At 66.7% G+C, this 22,555-nt stretch carries 28 protein-coding genes; 4 read left to right on the top strand and 24 right to left on the bottom strand.

The annotated features are described in order from the left end of the window. Positions 1-7: 7 nt before the first annotated feature. The 21 genes from rplO to rpsJ all read right to left on the bottom strand — a co-directional run bounded on the left by rplO (position 8) and on the right by rpsJ (position 10,051). Positions 8-448 carry a 50S ribosomal protein L15 gene (gene rplO / locus ABD089_RS05155; RefSeq protein WP_343885151.1) on the bottom strand — a complete coding sequence of 147 codons (441 nt, stop codon included), beginning with the start codon at positions 446-448 and terminating at the stop codon, positions 8-10. Position 449: 1 nt separating this feature from the next. Further along, on the bottom strand, positions 450-632 hold the full coding sequence (gene rpmD, locus ABD089_RS05150) for a 50S ribosomal protein L30 (RefSeq protein WP_343885150.1): 183 nt from the start codon (positions 630-632) through the stop codon (positions 450-452). Then, on the bottom strand, positions 632-1,234 hold the full coding sequence (gene rpsE, locus ABD089_RS05145; protein ID WP_343885149.1) for a 30S ribosomal protein S5: 603 nt from the start codon (positions 1,232-1,234) through the stop codon (positions 632-634). The genes rpmD and rpsE overlap by 1 nt, the downstream gene beginning before the upstream one ends. A 24-nt stretch (positions 1,235-1,258) precedes the next feature. Then, complete coding sequence (rplR, locus tag ABD089_RS05140) at positions 1,259-1,642, bottom strand: 50S ribosomal protein L18 (protein WP_343885148.1); 384 nt, start codon at positions 1,640-1,642, stop codon at positions 1,259-1,261. 2 nt (positions 1,643-1,644) lie between these two features. Beyond that, positions 1,645-2,187, bottom strand: coding sequence for a 50S ribosomal protein L6 (gene rplF, locus ABD089_RS05135; RefSeq protein ID WP_343885146.1), 543 nt, complete (start codon positions 2,185-2,187; stop codon positions 1,645-1,647). 28 nt (positions 2,188-2,215) lie between these two features. After that, entirely contained in the window at positions 2,216-2,623 is a 408-nt protein-coding gene (rpsH, locus tag ABD089_RS05130) for a 30S ribosomal protein S8 (protein ID WP_343885144.1), read from the bottom strand. Positions 2,624-2,793: 170 nt separating this feature from the next. Next, positions 2,794-2,979 (bottom strand): type Z 30S ribosomal protein S14, encoded by a 186-nt coding sequence (locus ABD089_RS05125; RefSeq protein WP_343885143.1) that lies wholly within the window; start codon positions 2,977-2,979, stop codon positions 2,794-2,796. An 11-nt stretch (positions 2,980-2,990) separates the two neighbouring features. Next, a complete protein-coding gene (gene rplE, locus ABD089_RS05120; protein WP_343885142.1) occupies positions 2,991-3,638 on the bottom strand; it encodes a 50S ribosomal protein L5 in 648 nt (215 codons plus the stop codon). Continuing rightward, complete coding sequence (rplX, locus tag ABD089_RS05115; RefSeq protein WP_343885141.1) at positions 3,638-4,009, bottom strand: 50S ribosomal protein L24; 372 nt, start codon at positions 4,007-4,009, stop codon at positions 3,638-3,640. The genes rplE and rplX overlap by 1 nt, the downstream gene beginning before the upstream one ends. A gap of 1 nt (position 4,010) precedes the next feature. Then, positions 4,011-4,379, bottom strand: a complete 369-nt coding sequence (rplN, locus tag ABD089_RS05110) for a 50S ribosomal protein L14 (protein WP_343885140.1) — start codon at positions 4,377-4,379, stop codon at positions 4,011-4,013. Positions 4,380-4,644: 265 nt separating this feature from the next. Continuing rightward, entirely contained in the window at positions 4,645-4,923 is a 279-nt protein-coding gene (rpsQ, locus tag ABD089_RS05105; protein WP_343885139.1) for a 30S ribosomal protein S17, read from the bottom strand. Position 4,924: 1 nt separating this feature from the next. Continuing rightward, on the bottom strand, positions 4,925-5,161 hold the full coding sequence (rpmC, locus tag ABD089_RS05100; RefSeq protein ID WP_343885137.1) for a 50S ribosomal protein L29: 237 nt from the start codon (positions 5,159-5,161) through the stop codon (positions 4,925-4,927). Continuing rightward, positions 5,161-5,580 carry a 50S ribosomal protein L16 gene (gene rplP, locus ABD089_RS05095; RefSeq protein WP_343885136.1) on the bottom strand — a complete coding sequence of 140 codons (420 nt, stop codon included), beginning with the start codon at positions 5,578-5,580 and terminating at the stop codon, positions 5,161-5,163. The genes rpmC and rplP overlap by 1 nt, the downstream gene beginning before the upstream one ends. A 5-nt stretch (positions 5,581-5,585) precedes the next feature. Further along, positions 5,586-6,401, bottom strand: a complete 816-nt coding sequence (rpsC, locus tag ABD089_RS05090) for a 30S ribosomal protein S3 (protein WP_343885135.1) — start codon at positions 6,399-6,401, stop codon at positions 5,586-5,588. Between the two features lie 2 nt (positions 6,402-6,403). Further along, a complete protein-coding gene (gene rplV / locus ABD089_RS05085) occupies positions 6,404-6,853 on the bottom strand; it encodes a 50S ribosomal protein L22 (RefSeq protein ID WP_343885134.1) in 450 nt (149 codons plus the stop codon). A gap of 28 nt (positions 6,854-6,881) precedes the next feature. Beyond that, positions 6,882-7,163: a 30S ribosomal protein S19 gene (gene rpsS, locus ABD089_RS05080; RefSeq protein ID WP_343885133.1), complete on the bottom strand. Its 282-nt coding sequence runs from the start codon at positions 7,161-7,163 to the stop codon at positions 6,882-6,884. Positions 7,164-7,181: 18 nt separating this feature from the next. Next, positions 7,182-8,018 (bottom strand): 50S ribosomal protein L2, encoded by an 837-nt coding sequence (rplB, locus tag ABD089_RS05075; RefSeq protein WP_343885132.1) that lies wholly within the window; start codon positions 8,016-8,018, stop codon positions 7,182-7,184. 35 nt (positions 8,019-8,053) lie between these two features. Next, the gene (rplW, locus tag ABD089_RS05070; RefSeq protein WP_343885131.1) at positions 8,054-8,365 is read right to left on the bottom strand and encodes a 50S ribosomal protein L23; all 312 of its coding nucleotides are present in this window, start codon (positions 8,363-8,365) and stop codon (positions 8,054-8,056) included. After that, positions 8,362-9,072 carry a 50S ribosomal protein L4 gene (gene rplD / locus ABD089_RS05065; RefSeq protein ID WP_343885130.1) on the bottom strand — a complete coding sequence of 237 codons (711 nt, stop codon included), beginning with the start codon at positions 9,070-9,072 and terminating at the stop codon, positions 8,362-8,364. The genes rplW and rplD overlap by 4 nt, the downstream gene beginning before the upstream one ends. Further along, a complete protein-coding gene (rplC, locus tag ABD089_RS05060) occupies positions 9,069-9,728 on the bottom strand; it encodes a 50S ribosomal protein L3 (protein ID WP_343885129.1) in 660 nt (219 codons plus the stop codon). The genes rplD and rplC overlap by 4 nt, the downstream gene beginning before the upstream one ends. Positions 9,729-9,739: 11 nt before the next feature. Next, the gene (rpsJ, locus tag ABD089_RS05055) at positions 9,740-10,051 is read right to left on the bottom strand and encodes a 30S ribosomal protein S10 (protein ID WP_015071250.1); all 312 of its coding nucleotides are present in this window, start codon (positions 10,049-10,051) and stop codon (positions 9,740-9,742) included. Positions 10,052-10,432: 381 nt separating this feature from the next. Between rpsJ and ABD089_RS05050 the strand changes: the two genes are divergently transcribed. After that, a complete protein-coding gene (locus tag ABD089_RS05050; RefSeq protein ID WP_343885128.1) occupies positions 10,433-12,301 on the top strand; it encodes a putative nucleotidyltransferase substrate binding domain-containing protein in 1,869 nt (622 codons plus the stop codon). 9 nt (positions 12,302-12,310) lie between these two features. After that, positions 12,311-12,991 carry an exonuclease domain-containing protein gene (locus ABD089_RS05045; RefSeq protein WP_343885127.1) on the top strand — a complete coding sequence of 227 codons (681 nt, stop codon included), beginning with the start codon at positions 12,311-12,313 and terminating at the stop codon, positions 12,989-12,991. Positions 12,992-13,026: 35 nt separating this feature from the next. Here ABD089_RS05045 and gltX read toward each other — a convergent pair whose 3' ends face one another. Next, positions 13,027-14,496, bottom strand: a complete 1,470-nt coding sequence (gltX, locus tag ABD089_RS05040; protein ID WP_343885126.1) for a glutamate--tRNA ligase — start codon at positions 14,494-14,496, stop codon at positions 13,027-13,029. A gap of 66 nt (positions 14,497-14,562) precedes the next feature. Here gltX and ABD089_RS05035 point away from each other — a divergent pair, with 66 nt between their 5' ends. Together ABD089_RS05035 and treY are read left to right on the top strand one after the other, a co-directional pair. Beyond that, positions 14,563-16,257: a glutamine--tRNA ligase/YqeY domain fusion protein gene (locus ABD089_RS05035; protein WP_343885125.1), complete on the top strand. Its 1,695-nt coding sequence runs from the start codon at positions 14,563-14,565 to the stop codon at positions 16,255-16,257. Positions 16,258-16,591: 334 nt separating this feature from the next. Further along, positions 16,592-18,850: a malto-oligosyltrehalose synthase gene (treY, locus tag ABD089_RS05030; RefSeq protein ID WP_343885124.1), complete on the top strand. Its 2,259-nt coding sequence runs from the start codon at positions 16,592-16,594 to the stop codon at positions 18,848-18,850. Between the two features lie 87 nt (positions 18,851-18,937). On the opposite strand, the gene tuf is transcribed toward treY, so the two are convergent. Both tuf and fusA read right to left on the bottom strand, forming a co-directional pair. After that, complete coding sequence (gene tuf, locus ABD089_RS05025) at positions 18,938-20,131, bottom strand: elongation factor Tu (protein ID WP_343885123.1); 1,194 nt, start codon at positions 20,129-20,131, stop codon at positions 18,938-18,940. A gap of 236 nt (positions 20,132-20,367) precedes the next feature. Next, positions 20,368-22,416 carry an elongation factor G gene (fusA, locus tag ABD089_RS05020; RefSeq protein ID WP_386769135.1) on the bottom strand — a complete coding sequence of 683 codons (2,049 nt, stop codon included), beginning with the start codon at positions 22,414-22,416 and terminating at the stop codon, positions 20,368-20,370. Positions 22,417-22,555 lie beyond the last annotated feature (139 nt).

Raw genomic sequence — 22,555 nt, 5'->3', positions numbered from 1 at the left:
CTGTCGATCAGAGCTCGGTGGCGGAACCGCCAGCCTGCTCGATCTTCTCCTTGGCCGAGGCCGAGAACTTGTCAGCGGCGATCTGCAGGGCAACCTGCAGGTCACCATTGCCGAGCACCTTGACGAGCTGGCCATCGCGAACGAGGCCCTTCTCGACCAGGTCGTCGACCGAAACCGCGCCACCAGCCGGGAACAGCTCGGCGATGCGAGCGACGTTCACGACCTGGTACTCGGTGCGGAAGGGGTTCTTGAAACCCTTCACCTTCGGCAGACGCATGTGCATCGGCATCTGGCCACCCTCGAAGTTCTCGGGGGTGTTCTTGCGGGCGCCGGTACCCTTCGTACCGCGACCGGCCGTCTTGCCCTTGCTGCCCTCACCACGACCAACGCGGGTCTTGGCGGTCTTGGCACCGGGGGCAGGGCGCAGGTGATGAACCTTCAACGCCATGTCACTCCACCTCTTCCACGGCGACCAGGTGGCGAACGGTACGGACCATGCCCCGGATCTCCGGACGGTCCTCCTTCACCACGACGTCGCCAATACGCTTCAGACCGAGCGTGCGCAGGGTCTCACGGTGGTTCTGCTTGCCACCGATACCGGACTTCAGCTGGGTCACCTTCAGGCGTGCCATCAGTGAGCCACCTCCTCCTTGCGAGCCTTCAGGAGGGCGGCCGGGGCCACGTCCTCCACGGGCAGACCGCGACGCTTCGCGACCTGCTCAGGCTCCTCGAGGCTCTGCAGCGCCTCAACGGTGGCGTGAACCACGTTGATGGCGTTGGCCGAGCCCAGCGACTTGGCGAGCACGTCGTGCACGCCAGCGCACTCCAGCACGGCGCGAGCCGAGCCACCGGCGATGACGCCGGTACCGGGCGAAGCCGGACGCAGCATCACGACACCGGCCGCCTTCTCGCCCTGCACGGGGTGCGGGATGGTGCGCTGCACCAGCGGCACCTTGAAGAAGTGCTTCTTGGCCTCCTCGACACCCTTGGCGATCGCCGCGGGCACCTCCTTGGCCTTTCCGTAGCCGACACCCACGGTGCCCTCGCCATCGCCCACCACGACCAGCGCGGTGAAGCTGAAGCGACGTCCACCCTGGACGACCTTGGCGACGCGGTTGATCGCAACCACGCGCTCCAGGTACTGCGACTTCTCTTCCTGCTTGGCCTGCGAATTGCCCCGACGGTCCTCACGACCCCGACGCTCGCCGCCACCGCGGCGCTGAGTTCCACTCATCGTCTCTTGCCTTTCAGTCGTGTGTCAGAACCCGAGGCCACCCTCGCGCGCGGCGTCAGCCAGCGCAGCGATTCGGCCGTGGTACTTGTTTCCGGCGCGGTCGAAGACCACGTTCTCGACGCCAGCGGCCTTCGCACGGTCGGCGATCAGGGCGCCCACCTTTGCAGCCTTGGCAGACTTGTCGCCGCTCACATTGCGAACCTCGGCCTCCATGGTCGACGCCGAAGCCAGGGTGTGACCCAAGACGTCGTCGATGACCTGAACGCTCATGTGGCGGGCGGAACGGGTGATGACCATGCGCGGACGCTCGGTCGCACCGAAGATCTTCTTGCGGCCACGAGCCTGACGACGCAGGCGCGACGCAGTCTTCGGTGCCAGTCCCTTGCGGACTCCCAGGGAGATACCCATGGTCACTTACCAGCCTTTCCAACCTTGCGGCGGACCTGCTCGCCCGCGTACCGCACACCCTTGCCCTTGTACGGCTCAGGCTTGCGGATCTTGCGGATGTTGGCCGCAACCTCGCCCACGAGCTGCTTGTCGATGCCCTGGACTGCGAACTTCGTGTTGTTCTCCACGGCGAAGGTGATGCCCTCGGGGGCGTTCACCACGACGGGGTGCGAGAAGCCGAGTGCGAACTCCAGCTGCGTCGGGCCCTTGGCCATGACGCGGTAGCCGACGCCCACGATCTCGAGCTTCTTCTCGTAGCCCTCGGTCACACCGGTCACCATGTTGGCGACCAGGGTGCGGGTCAGGCCGTGGAGGGAGCGGCTGTTGCGCTCATCATCAGGACGAGCCACCTCCAGCAGACCCTCTTCGTTCTTGCTGATCTTGATGGGCTCAGCAACGACGTGGCTCAGGGTCCCCTTCGGGCCCTTCACCTCGACGTTCTGGCCATCGAGCTTCACCTCGACACCGGACGGGACGGTGATCGGGAGCTTGCCAATACGCGACATCTAAATTCTCCTTCTCAGTCTCGTCGGGTCACCAGACGTAGGCGAGCACTTCGCCGCCCACGGACTTCGCATGCGCCTGGCGGTCGGTCAGCAGGCCCTGGGAGGTGGAGATGATGGCAATACCCATGCCACCAAGCACCTTGGGCAGTCCGGTCGACTTCGCGTAGACGCGCAGGCCGGGCTTGCTGATGCGACGCACACCGGCGATCGACCGCTTGCGGTCGTCGCCGTACTTCAGCGTGATCTTCAGGGTCTTGCCGACCTCGCCCTCGGCGGGCTCGGCGACCTCGTAGGCGGCGATGTAGCCCTCGGCCTTGAGGATCTCGGCGATTCCCACCTTGATCTTCGAGGACGGCATCGACGTCTCATCGTGGAACGCCTGGTTGGCGTTGCGCAGACGGGTCAGCATGTCTGCAATCGGGTCAGTCATTGTCATGGCTGTACGTTTTTCCGTTCCCGCGACGGTTTCATGGCCGGGTACACCCAGCCATGACCTGCCGCGCTAGATCCGGGCCGACGGCCCGGAAGCATTGGTTGGTGCGGGACATCTCCCGCGGTGGTGCCGACCGGCGCGATCTCCCGCGCCAGCCGGCATCGTTCAGTGGGTCACCAGGACGACTTGGTCACGCCGGGCAGTTCGCCCTTGTGAGCCATCTCGCGCAGGCAGACGCGGCACAGGCCGAACTTGCGGTAGACCGACTTCGGTCGCCCGCACTTCTGGCAGCGGGTGTAGGCGCGCACACCGAACTTCGGCTTGCGCGACTGCTTCACCTTCAGGGCTGTCTTCGCCATGGTTCAGCGCCTCACTTCTTCTTCTTGTTCTTGTAGTACGCAGCACCGCGGCGCACCTTGCGCGCCTTGGCGTCGTCGACCTCCTTGAAGGGGAAGCCGAGGTGCTTCAGCAGCGCCCGACCCTCGGCGTCGGTCGTCGCCGACGTGACGAAGGTGATGTCCATGCCGCGCACGCGATCGATCTTGTCCTGGTCGATCTCGAGGAACATGACCTGCTCGGACAGACCGAAGGTGTAGTTGCCCTGGCCGTCGAACTGGTTGGAGTTCAGGCCGCGGAAGTCACGGATGCGCGGCAGGGCCAGCGTCAGCAGACGGTCGGCGAACTCCCACATGCGGTCACCACGGAGGGTGACGTGGCAGCCGATCGGCATGCCCTCACGCAGCTTGAACTGCGCGATGGACTTGCGGGCCTTGGTGACCTGCGGCTTCTGGCCGGTGATGGCTGTCAGGTCCTTGATGGCACCGTCGATGATCTTGCCGTCACGGGCCGCCTCGCCGACGCCCATGTTGACGACGATCTTGACCAGTCCGGGCACCTGCATCGGGTTCGCGTAGGCGAACTCTTCCTGCAGCGCCGACTTGATCTCCTGGCGGTACTTGGTCTTCAGACGCGGCATCTCGCGCGGGGTGTTCACCTGCTCGGTGGTGTCGACGCTCATCAGATCTCCTCCCCCGTCTTGCGGGCGATGCGCACGGAGCGCTCAGCCTTGTACTCGGTGCCGTCGGGACGACGCTTGGTCACCTCGACGCGCTTGTGGCCGACGCGGGTCACGGTCGCATCCGCGCCCGAGCCGACGACCAGCTGGACGTTGGACACGTGGATCGGGGCCTCGGCGGAGACGATGCCACCCTCGACCTGACGACCCTGGGGGGTGGCGCCACCGCGGGTGTGCCGCTTGACGATGTTCACACCCTCGACGATCACACGCTCTTCGGCGGGGAAGACCTCGAGGATCTCACCAACGGTGCCCTTGTCCTTGCCGGCGATGACCTTGACGCGGTCACCCTTCTTGACGTGCAGCGACTTCATGTCAGATCACCTCCGGGGCGAGCGAGACGATGCGCATGAACTTCTTCTCGCGCAGCTCGCGGGCCACCGGGCCGAAGATGCGGGTGCCGCGGGGCTCCCCGTCGTTCTTCAGGATGACGGCGGCGTTCTCGTCGAACTTGATGTACGAACCGTCCTGACGACGGGTTTCCTTGGTGGCGCGGACGATGACCGCCTTGACGACGTCACCCTTCTTCACGTTGCCGCCGGGGATGGCGTCCTTGACGCTGCACACGATGGTGTCCCCCAGGCCGGCGTAGCGGCGCTTGGTCCCACCAAGAACACGGATGCACAAGAGCTCCTTGGCACCAGTGTTGTCGGCGACCTTCAGTCGCGACTCCTGCTGGATCATTGCTTCTCCTCTGCTCCCACGGTTCCCTCACGGGCCTGCGGAAGCTAGATACGGTCCTCCTGGATTTGGCCAGGAGGGGTGGACAACCCCGGAACCCGAGGGTTCCGCAGGCGTTTGGACGGCGAACCGTCCTGACAGGTGGCCGACCCGCAACGAGCTCCGCACCCCAGTGGGGCACGGAGCACCGCGGCAAAGGCCAACTTGTCAAGCTTAGACGACCAGGCGCCCTCGGGGCGAATCGCTCCTCAGGCGCCTGGTCGATGGATCACTTGGCCTTCTCGACGACCTCGAGGAGGCGCCAGCGCTTGGTGGCCGACAGCGGACGGGTCTCCATGATGCGCACGCGGTCGCCCGCACCCGCCTCATTGTTCTCGTCGTGGGCCTTGAGGCGTTCGGACTGGGTCATGACCTTGCCGTAGAGCGGGTGCTTGACCCGGTCCTCGACCAGCACGACGATCGTCTTGTCCATCTTGTCGGACACGACAACGCCCTCGCGGACCTTGCGGGCGCTACGCGCCGTGGTCTCGGTGGACTGCTCGGCCATCTCAGGCCTCCTTCTTCAGGTCGGGGTCGTCGACGATGCCCAGGTTGCGCTCCTGGATCACCGTGTAGATGCGCGCGATGTCCTTGCGGACCTCACGCAGCCGACCGCTGGACTCCAGCTGGCCGGTGGCGGACTGGAAGCGGAGCGAGAACAACTCCTCCTTCAGTTCGGTGACCTTGGAGTTCAGCTCGTCACGGCTCAGGCCGCGCAGATCGGCGGCAACAATGGACTTGGCCATCAGATTTCACCTGCTTCGCGCTTGATGAAGCGAGCCTTGAAGGGCAGCTTGTGGATCGCCAGGCGCATGGCCTCGCGAGCGGTCTCCTCATCGACGCCGGAGAGCTCGAAGAGAACACGTCCGGGCTTGATGTTGGCGACCCAGAACTCGGGCGAACCCTTGCCGGAGCCCATGCGGGACTCGGCGGGGTGCTTGGTCAGCGGGCGGTCCGGGTAGACGTTGATCCAGACCTTGCCACCACGCTTGATGTGACGGGTCATGGCGATACGAGCGGCCTCGATCTGACGGTTGGTCAGGTAGGAGCTCTCGAGCGCCTGGATGCCGAACTCACCGAAGGCGAGCTTGGTGCCGCCCTTGGCCATCCCATCCCGCTGGGGGTGGTGCTGCTTGCGGTACTTCACACGACGAGGAATCAGCATGTTGCTCAGGCTCCTGCGTTCTCGGTGGCGGGAGCAGACGCCTGGGCCGCGGGGGCCTCGGAAGCCTGCTCGGCGCGACGGCGACCGCCGCGCTCGGGACGGTCGGTACGACCCTCGCCACGGCCACGACGGGCCGGACGCTGGCGACCGGGAGCGGCAGCGCGGGCAGCCTTCTGGGCAGCGCGCTCGGCCTTGGTGCCGGTGACGTCACCCTTGTAGATCCACACCTTGACGCCGATGCGACCGAAGGTCGTGCGAGCCTCGAAGAAGCCGTAGTCGATGTCAGCGCGCAGCGTGTGCAGCGGCACCTGACCATCGCGGTAGCTCTCCGAACGGCTCATCTCGGCGCCGCCGAGACGACCGGAGCACTTGATCTTGATGCCCTGGGCACCAGAACGCATGGCGGTCTGCTGTGCCTTGCGCATGGCGCGACGGAAGGCGACACGGGCGCCGAGCTGCTCGGCGATGCCCTGGGCAACGAGCTGGGCATCGATCTCGGGGTTCTTGACCTCGAGGATGTTCAGCTGGATCTGCTTGCCGGTCAGCTTCTCGAGGGCGGCGCGCACGCGCTCCGCCTCGGCGCCATTGCGGCCGATGACGATGCCCGGACGGGCAGCGTAAAGGTAGATGGTCACGCGCTCGGAACGACGCTCGATCTCGATCGAGGAGATGCCTGCACGCTCAAGGGTCTTGAGGAGGTACTGGCGGATCTTCACGTCTTCACCGACGAAGGCCGCGTACTGCTTCTCGGCGTACCAACGGGTCTTGTGGTCGGTGGTGATGCCGAGGCGGAAGCCATGCGGGTTGATCTTCTGGCCCATGCTCAGGCTCCCTTCTTGCTCTCAGACGGCTTGCGGTCAAGGTGTGCGGGCTTCGCCGAGGCGGAAGCCTTGGGCTCGACAACCACGGTGATGTGGCTGGCGCGCTTGAGGATGCGGCTGGCGGAACCCTTGGCCCGCGGACGGATGCGACGCATGGTCACGCCCTCGTCGACGTAGGCCTGGCTGATGACCAGGTCGTCGGCGCGCAGGTTCTCGGTGTTCTCCGCGTTGGCGATCGCCGAGGCGACCAACTTGTACACGGGCTCGCTGGCGGCCTGGGGCGCGAACTTCAGGACGGTCAGTGCCTCATTGGCACCCATCCCACGCACCAGGTCGACGACGCGGCGAACCTTGGTCGGGCTCATCCGGACGTGACGCGCGATGGCGTACGAGCCAGGACGATCCCCGAGCAGGGCAGCGCGACGGCTGGGCCGGCTTTCGTTGTTGCTCATTGTCTGATCAGTTCCTTTACTCGCCCGCTCAGCGGCGGCGGCTCTTCTTGTCGTCCTTCACGTGGCCCCTGAAGGTACGAGTGGGGGCGAACTCCCCCAGCTTGTGACCGATCATGGCCTCGGTGACGAACACCGGGACGTGCTTGCGGCCGTCGTGAACTGCGATGGTGTGACCGATCATGTCGGGCACGATCATCGAACGACGCGACCAGGTCTTGATGACGTTCTTGGTGCCCTTGTCGTTCTGAGCATCGACCTTCTTGGTCAGGTGCTCGTCGACGAAGGGACCCTTCTTCAAGCTACGAGGCATTTGTACTCAGGCTCCCACTCAGCGCTTCTTGCCGGACTTGCGACGGCGGACGATCAGACGGCTGCTCGCCTTGTTCTTGTCGCGGGTACGGCCCTCGGGCTTACCCCACGGCGACACCGGGTGACGACCACCCGAGGTGCGACCCTCGCCACCACCGTGCGGGTGGTCGATCGGGTTCATGACGACACCGCGGACGGTCGGGCGGACGCCCTTCCAGCGGCTACGGCCGGCCTTGCCCCAGTTGATGTTCGACTGCTCGGCATTGCCGACGCCGCCGACGGTTGCGCGGCACCGCACGTCGACCATGCGCATTTCACCCGAGGGCATGCGCAGGGTGGCGTACTTGCCCTCGCGAGCGACCAGCTGGATCTCGGCACCAGCCGAGCGACCGAGCTTGGCGCCGCCACCGGGACGCAGCTCCACCGCGTGCACCGTGGTGCCGACGGGGATGTTGCGCAACGGCAGGTTGTTGCCGGGCTTGATGTCGGAACCTTCGCCGGCCTGGACGGTCATGCCCTGGCTCAGGCCCTGGGGGGCGATGATGTAGCGCTTCTCGCCATCTGCGTAGTGCAGCAGCGCGAGGCGGGCGGTGCGGTTGGGGTCGTACTCGATGTGAGCGACCTTGGCCGGCACGCCGTCCTTGTCGTAGCGCTTGAAGTCGACCAGGCGGTAGGCCTGCTTGTGTCCACCACCGATGTGACGAGTGGTGATGCGGCCGGTGTTGTTGCGGCCACCGGTCTTCGGCTTGGCCACCAGCAGCGACTTCTCGGGGGTGGAGCGGGTCAGCTCGACGAAGTCCGACACGCTGCTGCCACGACGACCAGGAGTCGTCGGCTTGTACTTACGGATACCCATGAGGTCTCAGTTTCCTTGTCTCAGCGTCGAACCGGTCAGGCGACCGGGGCTCCGAAGATGTCGATGCGCTGGCCCTCGGCGACCGTCACGATGGCACGCTTGGTGTCGGGACGCTTGCCGATGCCGAAGCGGGTACGACGCTTCTTGCCCTGGCGGTTGATGGTGTTGACCGAGAGGACCTTGACGCCGAAGACCTTCTCGACGGCAATCTTGATCTCGGTCTTGTTCGCCTGCGGGGCGACGAGGAAGGTGTACTTGTTCTCGTCGAGCAGGCCGTAGCTCTTCTCGCTCACGACGGGCGCGAGCAGGATGTCGCGGTGGTCGCGGATCTTGAGGGCGTCGCTCACTTCTCGGTCTCCTCATCGGCGGCCGCGGAGGCGGCCTCGGTCTCGGTCGCGACGGCCTTGACGCTCTTGCCCTTGGCGGGGCCCGAGGTGTAGGCGTCCAGCGAGGCCTTGGTGAAGACCACGCCATCGTTGACCAGGATGTCGTAGGCGTTCAGCTGGTCGACGGCCAGGGCATGCACGGTCGGGACATTGCGCAGGCTCAGCCAGGCGACGTCCTCGGTGCGGTCCAGCACGACGAGCAGCTTGGTGACGTCACCGAGCGACTGCAGCGCCTGGAGGGCAGCCTTGGTCGAGGGGACCTCACCGGCGACGATGCTGTCCAGCACGAACACCTTGCCGTCGCGAGCGCGATCGGACAGGGCGCCCTTGATGGCGGCAGCGATCATCTTCTTGGGGGTGCGCTGCTCGTAGCCGTGGGGCTTCGGGCCGTGCACGGTGCCACCGCCGACCCAGATGGGCGAACGACGCGAGCCGTGACGGGCGCGACCGGTGCCCTTCTGGCGCCAGGGCTTGATGCCACCGCCGCGAACCTCGCCGCGGGTCTTGGTGGAGTGCGTGCCCTGACGAGCAGCGGCCTGCTGGGCCACGACGACCTGGTGGATCAGCGGGATGTTGGTCTGCACGTCGAAGTACTCACCGGGGAGCTCCGTGGTGCCGGCCTTCTTGCCGTCGACGCCGAGGACGTCGACCTTCAGCGACTCGCTCATGCGACATCACCCTTCTTGGCAGCGCTGCGGACGACGACCAGGCTGCCCTTGTTGCCCGGGATGGCTCCGCGGACCAGGATCAGGCCGCGCTCGGCGTCGACAGCGTGGATGGTCAGGTTCTGGATGGTGACCTGGGCATTGCCCATGCGGCCAGCCATGCGCATTCCCTTGAAGACACGGCCGGGGGTCGAGCAGCCACCGATGGAACCGGGCGAGCGGTGCTTGCGGTGCACACCGTGGCTCGCGCTGAGGCCCTTGAAGCCGTGGCGCTTCATGACACCCGCGGTGCCCTTGCCCTTGGTCACGCCGGTCACGTCGACGACCTCAGCGGCAGCGAAGGTCTCGGCGGTGACTTCCTGGCCGAGGGTGTACTCGCTGGCGTCCGCGGTGCGGAGCTCGGCGAGGTGCTTGCGCGGGGTCACGCCAGCCTTCTCGAATTGGCCCGACTCGGGCTTGGTGACCTTCTTGGCCTTGACCGCACCGAAGCCGAGCTGGACGGCGGAGTAGCCGTCGGTCTCGGGGGTACGGACCTGGGTGACCACACAGGGGCCAGCCTGGATCACGGTCACGGGGACGACCTTGTTGTTGTCGTCCCACAGCTGGGTCATGCCGAGCTTGGTGCCCAGCAGGCCCTTCACCTTGCGTTCGTTCGTCATGTCAGCAGACCTCACGGAAGCTTGATCTCGATGTCCACACCGGCCGGAAGGTCGAGACGCATGAGCGAATCAACCGTCTTCGGCGTGGGATCGAGGATGTCGATGAGCCGCTTGTGGGTGCGCATCTCGAAATGCTCGCGGCTGTCCTTGTACTTGTGGGGCGAACGGATCACACAGAACACGTTCTTCTCGGTAGGCAGCGGCACCGGGCCGGCAACCTTGGCACCCGTACGGGTCACCGTGTCGACGATCTTGCGCGCCGACGAGTCGATGACCTCGTGGTCATAGGCACGGAGCCTGATGCGGATCTTTTGTCCCGCCACAGTTGTTCCTTCTACTCGTCCAAGCTCGGTCCGGATGGTTCCGGCTTTCAGCTCCGCTGATTCGGTTCCTGACAAGCACTTCTGCTGTCGATCACCGACCCCCGCGGTCGGGTGTGTCGCACTACTGCTCCGCACACAAGTACCACTGTTGGATTGTGTCGGTCGCTTCTGCAGTGCCACACAAGGCGACTGCCCGGGGGCCTGCGCGGCGTTCGCACACCACAGCTGGCCCCGTCGGAGCAACTTGAAGATTCTGTCATGATCCGGCGCCAGTGCCAAATCCGGTTGGCAGCATCCCTCAGGCAGGCACGCGTGAGAATGCTTGCGCTCACAGGGCTGCTGTGGGACCTTGGGCGAACACCGACGGCAAGGAGGCTGGCGATGGACGTCGAGGTGCGCGAGGTGGCCGACTTCCTGGCCGCCCACGAACCCTGGAGCGAGCTGGACAGCCGATTGATGGACGAGCTGGCCACCCGCATGCAGGTCCGCTACTACCGGCGCGGCACGCCCATCATGATGGTCGGACAGCCCAACAACATAGTGCACGTGTTGCGTTCGGGGGCGGTCGACATCGTGGACGCGACCGGGCAACTGGTGGAGCGGACAGAACCCGGGGGCTCCTTCGGCGCCTCCTCGCTGCTGTCGCGTGCGCCGTCCCGATACACCATCACCGCGATCGAGGACTCACTGGCCTATGTGATGTCGGCCGACGTCTTCCACCACCTCCACCAGCACCACGAGGCCGTGCGACAGTTCTACGAGCAGGTGGGAGAGACCCGGGTACGGGTTGCCGCGAGCACCGTACGGCAGGCCGACCGGGGGGCCAGCGCCTGGCTCGGTCTCGAGCTCGGGGAGATCTCCGCCGGACGGGAACCGATCACCACCTCCCCGACCTCGACGATCCGGCAGGCGGCCCAACTGATGCGCGAGCGCAATGTGTCGGCGCTGATGGTCGTGGCCGACTCACTGCTGGTGGGCATCGTCACCGACCGGGACCTGCGCAACAAAGTGGTGGCCAGCGGCCTGGACATCGCTTTGCCGGTCAGTGAGGTGATGAGTCCTCGCCCACTCACCATGGATCCGGGGGCGCGCGCCTTCGAGGCCCTGCTCACGATGACCTCGCGCAATGTGCGCCACCTGCCACTGGTCAGCGAAGGGCGTCCGGTGGGTCTGGTCAGCCAGGGTGACCTGCTCCGGCTGGAACAGGCCAATCCCCTCTTCCTGATCGGTGACATCGCCCGGCAGAACGACGTGGCCGGCCTGGCCGCGGTCAATGCCCGACGCGCCCAGGTCGTCTCCCAGCTCTTCGCCCAGGATGCGTCCGCCGACGACATCACCCACCTGCTCACGGCCCTGGCCGATGCGACCCACCGTCGCCTGCTCGAGTTGGCGACGGCAGAACTCGGCGAGGCGCCGGGGCGGTGGTGCTGGCTCGTGCTCGGTTCGCAGGCGCGGGGTGAGCTGGGGCTGTCCAGTGACCAGGACCACGCCATCCTGTACGAGGACGGCATCGAGCAGGCGCGGCTGGGATGGTTCGAGCAGGTGGCCATCCGGGTGCGCGACGGGCTGGCCGAGTGCGGCTACGCCGTGTGCGATGGCGACGTGATGGCGACCAATCCCCGGTGGCGTGCCTCCCAGAGCCAGTGGCGGCAGTACTTCCACCGCTGGCTCAACGAACCGGAGCCGCAGGCGGTGCTCCACTCACAGATCTTCTTTGACGCTCGCGTCGCCCATGGGCACGCCGAGCTGTTCGACCAGGTACGCACGGAGACGCTGTCGATGGCCCCACAGTCGCGCCGATTCCTCGCCCACCTCGCCGCGCAGGCCGTCCAGCGGCAGCCACCGATCGGCTTCTTCCGAGGCTTCGTCCTGGAGAAGGAGGGCGACCACCGCGACACCCTCGACCTGAAAGCAGGTGGCGTGCACGCGGTGATAGAGCTCGCCCGGGTGCACGCCCTCAACAACTCGATCTCGGCAGTCGGCACCACGGAACGGCTGCGCGCCTTGGCCGCGCAGGGCCATCTCACGCAGCAGGGAGCCAACGACCTGATCGACGCCTTCCTGTTCTGCAGCCATGTGCGCTTGCGGCATCAGAACCGCCAGTTGGCCAGCGGCGAGCGCTCGGACAACTTCGTCAGCCCTGACGAGTTGAGCACCTTCGAGAAGCGACACCTGCGAGACGCCTTCGGGGTCATCCGCAAGGCGCAGGAGGGCCTCGGCTACCTCTTCCAGACCCACCTCGTCCGCTGAGGCCACGAGATGCCGCTGTTTCGCCGATCCGCCGCCGAGAACCGTGCCCGCCAGGCGCGCCTGTTGACCGACGGTGTCATGCGCCGCTTCCTGGAGGCCCCACTACCCGATCCGTCCACCCCCGCCTCCCGGCTGCCGCTGCTCGCCGTGGACGTCGAGACGACTGGACTGGACCCGGAACGCGACCGGCTGCTGTCCATCGGATGGGTGCCGGTGGACGCCCTCGCGATCCCCCTGGCGGGCGCCGGCCACGTCATCGTCGACTCCGACGCCCAGGTGGGCCAGTCGGCCACCCTGCACAGGATCACCGACGACCAGCTGAGCCAGGGTTCGGAACTCGTCGAGGCAGTCGACGCCTTTTTGGTCGCCTGCACCGGACGCGTGCTCCTGGCCCACCATGCGGTGCTGGAGACCGGCTTCCTCGGCCTGGCCTGCGAGCAGGTCCACGGAGTGCGTCCCCGCTTCAGCGTCGTCGACACCATGCAGGTGCAGTACCGGTTGTTGACCCAGGGATTCGACGACGAGCCACCACGCGGTGCCCTGCGGTTGTGGGGTGCCCGCGACCAGTACGGCCTGCCCCGTTATGCAGCGCACAATGCGCTCACCGACGCGCTGGCGTGCGCCGAGCTCTTCCTGGCCGAGGTCGGCGCCATGGGCGGTGACCCCACCCTCAAGCAGTTGTCCGCCTGAGGGCAAGCCCGACCCACTCGTGCGGGAACCTTCGCTCAGAGGCTCTCGCGGAAGCGCTTGAGACGCGCCAGGCAGGAGTCGTGGCCCAGCAGCTCCATGCTCTCGAACAGCGGTGGGGAGACATTCGTCCCGGTGATCGCCACCCGCGCGGGCCCGAAGGCAAACTTGGGCTTGATGCCGAGATCGTCCACCAGCTTGGCGCGCAGCGCTGACTGGATGGTCTCGGCGTCGAAGAACGACAGGCTCTCGAGCACCCCGATGCTCTCGTCCAGCACCTGCGTCGCATTGTCGGGCAGCTTCGCCACGGCAGCCTCGTCGGCGACGATCGACTCGTCTTCGGCGAACAGGAAGGCCAGCTTGTCCTTGGCCTCGGACAGCGTCACCAGCCGCTCCTGGATCAGCGGCGCGGCACCCTCCAGCAGCTCACGGCCGCGAGCGTCCAGCGGCTGGTCCCCCTGCTCAGCCCAGTAGCCCTCAATGCGCCCGGCCAGCTCGTCGGCGGTCATTTTGCGCAGGTAGGCACCGTTCAACCAGTTCAGCTTGTCGAGGTCGAAGATCGGCCCGGCGGGGTTGACCTTGGCCCAGTCGAAGTTCGCGACGAATTCCTCGAAGCCCTGCACCTCATCGTCCTCCCGCACCGGCGGGTAGCCGAGCAGCATGAGGAAGTTCAGCAGTGCCTCGGGCAGGTAGCCCTGCTCCCGGAACCAGGTCAGCCGCGCGGCCGGGTTCTTGCGCTTGGAGATCTTGGACTTGTCCGTGTTGCGAAGCAGCGGCATGTGCGCGAACTGGGGAACCTCCCAACCAAGCCAGGAGTAGAGCAGTTGGTGCTTGGGGGTGGAACTGATCCACTCCTGCCCGCGCACGACGTGCGTGATGCCCATCAGGTGGTCGTCGACGACGACGGCCAGGTGGTAGGTCGGGAAACCGTCCGCCTTGAGGATGACCTGGTCGTCGGGACGGGGCGCGGCGGTCTCGCCATTGACGAGGTCGTCGAAGGTGAGCTGGACGTCGTCAGGGATGAGCATCCGCACCACCGGCGTCTCGCTGAATCCAGGCAGCGCGGCCCGCTCCTCGCGGGTCTTGCCCAGGCAGAGGCGGTCGTAGCCGATGACGTCGGCCTTGGCGGCCTGCTGCTGCTCGCGCATCTGCTTGAGCCGCTCACCGGAGCACCAGCAGTAATAGGCGTGCCCGTCGGCCACCAGCTGGTCGACATGGGGACGGTAGGTGTCCAGCCGCTCGCTCTGGCGGTAGGGCGCGTAGGGGCCACCCTGCTGGGGTCCCTCGTCGGGCGTCAGACCCAACCAGTCGAGGGTGTCGTAGATCTGCTGCTCGGAACCCTCGACCAGACGCGCCTGGTCGGTGTCCTCGATGCGCAGCACGAAGGCGCCGCCGGTCCGGGCGGCCCAGGCCTTGTCGAACAAGGCCATGTAGGCGGTCCCGACGTGCGGGTCTCCGGTGGGCGAGGGGGCGACGCGCAGGCGCGCGGGAGCAGGTGCATCAGTCATGGTGGGGCCAAGCCTATCGGGGGCAGCCGGAACGGAGCCTGGACGACAGCCCGCTAGGCTTCCGCCATGACCGAGCCCAGCACTGCCCCCGTTGCCAACGACTTCATCCGGGAGATCGTCCGCCGCGACAACGAGCAGGGCACCTACGGTCAGCGCGTCCAGACCCGCTTCCCGCCGGAGCCCAACGGCTACCTGCACATCGGGCACGCCAAGGCGATCGTCCAGAACTTCTCGGTGGCGCAGGACTTCGGCGGTGTGTGCAACCTGCGCCTCGACGACACCAACCCGGGCACCGAGGAGTCGGAGTACGTCGATGCCATCAAGGACGACATCGCGTGGCTGGGCTACACCCCCGGCACCACCGTGCACGCCTCGGACTACTTCGAGCAGCTGTACCAGTGGGCCGAGCACCTGGTGGAGAACGGTTTGGCCTATGTGGACGATCAGGACGGCGAGACCATCTCCGCCCAGCGTGGTGGCTTCGGCACCCCCGGCGTGGAGTCCCCCTTCCGCAACCGTCCGGCAGCTGAGAGCCTCGACCTGCTGCGCCGGATGCGAGCGGGTGAGTTTGCCGACGGCACCCGCTGCCTGCGCGCGAAGATCGACATGGCCAGCGAGAACATGTGGCTGCGCGACCCGGTGATGTACCGCGTCCGCCACGCCGACCACCACAACACCGGCGACAAGTGGTGCATCTACCCCACCTACGACTGGGCCCACGGCCAGAGCGACGCCATCGAGGGCGTCACGCATTCGCTGTGCTCGCTGGAGTTCGACTCGCACCGCGCGCTGTACGACTGGTTCCTCGCCCACCTCCCGCTTCCCGGTGACACCCCCAAGCAGATCGAGTTCGCGCGCTTGGAACTGACCCACACCATCACCTCCAAGCGTCGGCTGAAGAAGCTGGTGGACGACGGCGTCGTCGACGGCTGGGACGACCCGCGGATGCCCACCCTGCGGGGGATGCGCCGGCGTGGCTACCCGGCTGCCGCGATCCGCGACTTCATGACCGCGGTCGGCACCACCCGCAACAACTCCGTGAAGGCGATCGAGGAGTTCGAGGCCTTCGTGCGACGCGAGCTGAACCGCACCGCGCAGCGCCGGATGGCCGTCCTGCACCCGCTCAAGCTGGTGCTCACGAACTGGCCCGTCGATGCGAGCGGCGATCCGGTCGTGGAGTGGTTCGAGGTGAACAACAACCCGGAGAACCCCGCCGACGGCACCCGCACGCTCCCCTTCACCGGTGAGCTGTTCATCGAGTCGGACGACTTCGCGGAGGTCCCCCCGCCCAAGTTCTTCCGCCTCTCCCCCGGCCGCGAGGTGCGCCTGCGCGGGGCCTTCCTCGTCACCGCCACGGACGTCATCAAGGACGACCAGGGCAATGTCGTCCAGGTGAATGCGACCTACGACCCGGCCACGCGCGGCGGGGATGCCCCCGACGGCCGCAAGGTGAAGTCGACGATGCACTGGGTCTCGGCACCGCATGCGGTCGATGCGGAGGTGTCCCTCTACGACCGTCTGTTCACCGCCATGGCACCCGGCGAGGCGACCGGAGAGGCCCTGGACGACCTGAACCCCAACTCCCGCGTCGTGCTCGCTGGCTGCAAGCTGGAGCCCTCGCTCGCCGAGTCGGCGGTGGGCCAGGTGATGCAGTTCGAGCGTCTCGGCTACTTTGCCAAGGATGAGGGCATGCACTTCCATCGCGCGGTCGGGCTCAAGGATGAGTGGGCGGCGGTCCAGAAGCGTCAGCAGCAGGGCTGAACCCCGGGCCCAGCGCCGAACCACTGTCCCGGGAAGGAACACTCTCCCCGAGAACGAACCAGGTTCCGTGCGCCAGTTGAGGGATCACTTCGAGCGTGGGCTCAGCCACGCCGAGTTCCAGCAACGCCACGTGACGCCCCGCCGGGCACGCGGCCCAGCAGCGCGTCCACACCCAACGAGAACCGCCTCCCCCATACCCCGACGAGGTCCTCGAGAAGGGTCGCCAGCGCCCGGGTGCCGGGATGCACGGCGTGGCGTCCGCCCGCAGCGGACGAGCCCGGCCTGGGGTCTCGGAGTTCACTCGCGCCACGCCACCCCCGATAACCTCGAGGCCATGATCCCCACCTCCACCTACCGCCTCCAGATCCAGTCCGGGTTCACGCTGGACGACGCGGCTGCCGTGGTGGACCGTCTGGCCGACCTCGGTGTCGGCGCGGTCTACCTCTCCCCCCTGCTCACCGCCACGTCGGGCTCCGACCATGGCTACGACGTGGCCGACCCGACGACCATCGACCCGGCCCGTGGCGGCGAACAAGGCTGGCGACACTTCGTCGAAGCGGCCCGCGCCGCAGGTCTGGGGATCGTGGTGGACATCGTCCCGAACCACATGGGCATCGCCAAGCCATGGGAGACCTCCGCTTGGTGGGACGTGCTGGCCCACGGACGCTCCTCGCAGTACGCGCACTGGTTCGACATCGACTGGAGCGCCCCGGCGATCGCCGTCCCCGTCCTGGCCGACGCGGCGGCAGTGGACGACCTGCGCATCGTGGACGGGGAGCTCCACTACTGGGAGAACCGGTTCCCACTGGCACCCGACACGTGGGCCGAGGGGGACGACCCCCGCGAGGTGCACCAGCGCCAGCACTACCGCCTGATCCCCTGGCGCGAAGGGGACGACAAGCTCACCCATCGCCGCTTCTTCACGATCGCGACCCTGGCCGGTCTGCGTGTCGAGGATCCCGAAGTCTTCGCGGCCACCCACGAGCGCGTCCTGCGGATGGTGCGCGATGACGGCATCGAAGGCCTGCGCGTCGACCACCCGGACGGTCTGGTCGACCCCAAGGAGTACTTCAACCGGCTCGCCGAGGCCGCTCCCGGGGCCTGGCTGGTGGCCGAGAAGATCCTGGAGCCCGGCGAGGCCCTTCCCGAGTGGTCGATCGCCGGAACCACCGGCTACGACGCCATGACCGAGGTGACTCAGCTGTTCGTCGACCAGGCTGGCGAGCAGGCCTTCACCGATGACTACCAGCGGCGCACCGGCGACCTGCTCAGCATCGGCGAGCAGGTGCTGGCCGGCAAGCGAGAGGTCTGCGAACAGCAGTTCGGGGCCGAGCTCCGCCGGATCATGGCGGCCCTGCCCGACCCCGCACCCATCGGCGCCCGCGAGGCGCTGGTCGAGCTGGCGGTGCGCATGCCCGTCTACCGCACCTACCTGCCTGACGACCGGCACGCCCTGGACGAGGCTCTGGCCGCAGCCCGCTCGGCCCGACCTGAGCTGGCTGCCGCGCTGGATGCGCTGGAACCGGTGCTCGGCGAGGTGGCGCAGGAGGCCGCGCGCCGCTTCCAGCAGCTCAGTGGTGCGGTGATGGCCAAGGGCATCGAGGACACCGCCTGGTACCGGGCCAACCGCTTCGTGGCCCTCAACGAAGTGGGCGGTGACCCGGCGCGCTTCGGTTCGGGCCTGGCTGACTTCCACGCGGCAATGGAGCGGCGAGAGCGAGACCTCCCGGCCTCGATGACCTCGCTGTCGACGCACGACACCAAGCGCGGAGAGGACGTCCGCGCACGGCTCGCCGTGCTCTCGGAGGTTCCGGAGCAGTGGTCCGCCTTCATGACCACCTTCAGCGAGCACACCGGCCTGGACGACGCCCAGTTCGCCGAGTTGCTGGCCCAGACGCTGGCGGGCACCGGCGAGATCGAGGCCGAGCGGCTTCACGACTACGCCACCAAGGCCATGCGCGAGGCGCACACCCACACCAGCCACACCGATACGGACGAGGGCTACGAAGGCCGTGCCCACGCTGCAATCGACACCGCGCTGGGGGCAGGACCGCTGCGCGATGCCTGGCGCGAGGTGCAGGCACTCCTCGAGGCGCCTGGCTGGAGCAATTCGCTGTCCCAGAAACTCGTCCAGCTGGCGATGCCCGGCGTCCCCGACGTCTACCAGGGCACCGAGGTCTGGGATGACTCGCTGGTCGACCCCGACAACCGGCGCCCCGTTGACCACCTTCGGCTGGCCCAACTCGCCGCTGCGGGCAGCCACGCGATCGACGAGTCCGGCGCGGCGAAGCTCCACGTGGTGCGCACCACGCTGCGCCTGCGCCGGGAACGCCCCGAACTGTTCACCGGTTATCGCGCGTTGGCGGCCGAGGGCGAGGCTGCAGACCACTTGGTGGCCTTCGAGCGCACCGGTGTGATCGGGCTGGCCACGCGCCTACCAGTTGGCCTTGCCCGACGTGGTGGCTGGGCATCGACGACGCTCCCGCTGGACGGACGGTGGACGGACGCGCTGACCGGCCGCGCCTTCGAGGGCGAGACCGCCGTGTCCGAACTGTTGTCCGAGCTCCCGGTGGCGCTGCTGGTCCGCGACTGAGCCGCGCCGTTTCCCCAGGCATGCGAGAAGGCCCCGTCCCTTGGGGACGGGGCCTTCTACGATCAAGTCAGACCAGGTGAAACAAGATCACTTGATGATCTTGGTCACGCGGCCAGCGCCGACGGTACGACCACCCTCACGGATGGCGAACTTCAGGCCGTCCTCCATGGCGATGGGCTTGTTCAGGTGAACAACCATGTCGGTGGTGTCACCGGGCATGACCATCTCGGTGCCCTCGGGCAGCTGGACGACACCCGTCACGTCCGTCGTGCGGAAGTAGAACTGGGGCGAGTAGTTCGAGAAGAACGGCTTGTGACGGCCACCCTCCTCCTTGGTCAGGATGTAGACGTTGCCCTCGAAGTCGGTGTGGGGCGTGGTCGAGCCGGGCTTGATGACGACCATGCCGCGCTCCACGTCCTCCTTCTTGGTGCCACGGAGCAGGAGGCCGACGTTCTCGCCAGCCTGGCCCTCGTCGAGGATCTTGCGGAACATCTCGACGCCGGTGACCGTGCTGGTCTGCTTCGCCTCGTGGATGCCGATGATGTCGACGGTCTCGCCGGTCTTGACGATGCCGCGCTCGATACGACCGGTGATGACGGTGCCACGACCGGTGATCGTGAAGACGTCCTCAACGGGCATCAGGAACGGCTTGTCGGTCTCACGAGCCGGCTGGGGGATGTACTCGTCGACAGCATCCATGAGCTCCATGATCGACTCGGCCCACTTGGCGTCGCCGTTCATCGCCGGGAAGGCGGCCACGCGCACGACGGGGCAGTTGTCGCCGTCGAACTCCTGCGAGCTCAGCAGCTCACGGACCTCCATCTCGACGAGCTCGATGAGCTCCTCGTCGTCCACCATGTCGCACTTGTTCAGGGCGACGACGATGGCGGGCACGCCCACCTGACGGGCGAGCAGCACGTGCTCGCGGGTCTGGGGCATGGGGCCGTCGGTGGCGGCGACCACGAGGATCGCGCCGTCCATCTGGGCCGCACCGGTGATCATGTTCTTGACGTAGTCGGCGTGGCCGGGGCAGTCGACGTGAGCGTAGTGACGCTTCTCGGTCTGGTACTCAACGTGGGCGATCGAGATCGTGATGCCGCGCTGGCGCTCCTCGGGAGCCTTGTCGATCTGGTCGAACGCCGAAGCAGCGTTCAGGTCCGGGTACTTGTCGTGCAGCACCTTGGTGATCGCCGCGGTCAGCGTGGTCTTGCCGTGGTCGATGTGTCCAATGGTGCCGATGTTGCAGTGCGGCTTGGTCCGCTCGAACTTGGCCTTTGCCACTGGGGCTCCTTCATGAATGTCAGCATGCGCGGTTCGCATGAGAACTGTGGTGGAACGTCGGGGACCACTCCCCCACGTCGGTCTTGTGGTCGGACCCCATTCGCCGAGGCGTTCAGGGATACCCGTCCAAGTTTTGTCCACGGCGTGCCAGTAGTCAAACCGGTTCCCGTCATGGACCGACGAAGGGCCGGCCGCGAACCGCGGCCGACCCGTCGTCAAGCTTCAGCCTGTGGCGATCACTCGCCGCCGCGGGCCTTCGCGATGATCTCATCCGAGACCGTCTTCGGGGTTTCACCGTAGGAGTCGAACTCCATCGAGTACGAGGCCTGGCCCGAGGTCTTGGACCGCAGGTCACCCACGTAGCCGAACATCTCCGACAGCGGCACGAGCGCGCGCACCACGCGGTTGCCGTGCAGTTCGTCCATGCTCTGGATGTGGCCACGACGAGCGTTGAGGTCGCCGATGACGGTGCCCAGGTAGTCCTCGGGCGTGGTCACCTCGACGGCCATCATGGGCTCCAGCAGGGCCGGGTCGGCCTTGCGCGCAGCTTCCTTGAAGACCATCGAGCCGGCGATCTTGAACGCCATCTCGGAGGAGTCGACGTCGTGGTAGGCCCCGTCGGTCAGCGTCACGCGGATGTCCTCAACCGGGTAGCCGGCCAGCACGCCGAACTGCATGGCGTCCTTGATGCCGGCGTCGACGGCGGGGATGTACTCCTTGGGAATGCGGCCACCGGTGACACCGTTGACGAACTCGTAGCCCGAGCCCGGTTCCAGCGGCTCCAGGTCGACGATCACCTTGGCGTACTGACCCGAACCACCCGACTGCTTCTTGTGCGTGTAGTCGACCTTCTGCACCGGGCGGCGCAGGGTCTCGCGGTAGGCCACCTGGGGCTTGCCGATGTTGGCCTCGACCTTGAACTCACGCTTCATGCGGTCGATCAACACCTCGAGGTGCAGCTCGCCCATGCCCGCGATGATGGTCTGGCCGGTTTCTTCGTCCGTGTGGACGCGGAAGGTCGGGTCTTCCTCCGCCAGTCGCTGGATGGCGATCGACAGCTTCTCCTGGTCCGACTTCGTCTTGGGCTCGATGGCCTGCTCGATGACGGGGTTCGGGAACTCCATCGACTCGAGGATGATCGGGTTGGCCGGGTCGCACAGGGTCTCACCGGTGGTGGTGTCCTTGAGGCCCATGACCGCGCAGATCATGCCGGCGCCGATGGCGTCGATCTCCTCACGCTTGTTGGCGTGCATCTGGTAGATCTTGCCGATGCGCTCCTTCTTGCCCTTGGTGGCGTTCAGCACCTGGGTGCCGGCCTGCAGGACGCCGGAGTAGACGCGGATGAAGGTCAGCTTGCCCAGGTGGGGATCGGCCGCGATCTTGAAGGCCAGGATCGACAGCGGATCGTCATTGCTGGGGTGACGCTCCAGGACGGTCGACTCGTCGCCGGGCTTGAAGCCCTCGATGGCCGGCACGTCGAGGGGCGACGGCAGGTAGTCGACGACCGCATCGAGCAGGGGCTGCACACCCTTGTTCTTGAACGAGGTCCCGCACACGATGACGTTGAACAGATTGCCCAGCACGCCCTTGCGGAGCGCGGCCTTCAGCATCTCGACGGTGGGCTCCTCGCCCTCCAGCACGAGCTCCATCAGGTCGTCGTCGGCCTCGGCCGCGACCTCGAGCAGCTCCTGGCGGGCCAGCTGGGCCGCGTCGAGCATGTCTGCCGGGATCTCCTCGACGTCGTACATCTCGCCCAGAACGGTCTCGCCGCGATAGACCTTCGCGTTCATCTCGACCAGATCGACGACGCCGATGAAGTCAGCCTCGGCGCCAATCGGGAGCTGGGTGATGGCTGGGGTCGCGTTGAGCCGCTCGCGGATGGTCTTGACGCAGTGGTCGAAGGAGGCACCGGTGCGGTCGAGCTTGTTGATGTAGCAGATACGGGGCACGCCGTACTTGCTGGCCTGGCGCCACACGGTCTGCGACTGGGGCTCGACGCCGGCGACACCGTCGAAGACGGCGACGGCGCCGTCGAGGACGCGCAGCGAACGCTCGACCTCAACCGTGAAGTCCACGTGGCCGGGGGTGTCGATGATGTTGATCTGGGTGTCGTGCCAGAAGCACGTCGTCGCGGCGGACGTGATGGTGATGCCGCGCTCCTGCTCCTGCTCCATCCAGTCCATGGTGGCGGCGCCGTCGTGCACCTCACCGATCTTGTGCGTGATGCCCGTGTAGAACAGGATGCGCTCGGTGGTGGTGGTCTTGCCTGCGTCGATGTGGGCCATGATGCCGATGTTGCGGACCTTGGCCAGGTCAATCTTCAAGTCGATGGCCACGTGGCTTCAACCTCAATCTCTTCGTGTGTTGAACATGGGTGCGTCCGGGCAGGCATTCTACCGGCCCGGACGTGGTGTTGCCCCAGTG

Origin of the sequence: Luteococcus sanguinis, assembly GCF_039527675.1 — a bacterium.
Lineage (GTDB): Bacteria > Actinomycetota > Actinomycetes > Propionibacteriales > Propionibacteriaceae > Luteococcus > Luteococcus sanguinis.
This window is presented reverse-complemented; position numbering and strand designations above follow the sequence as displayed.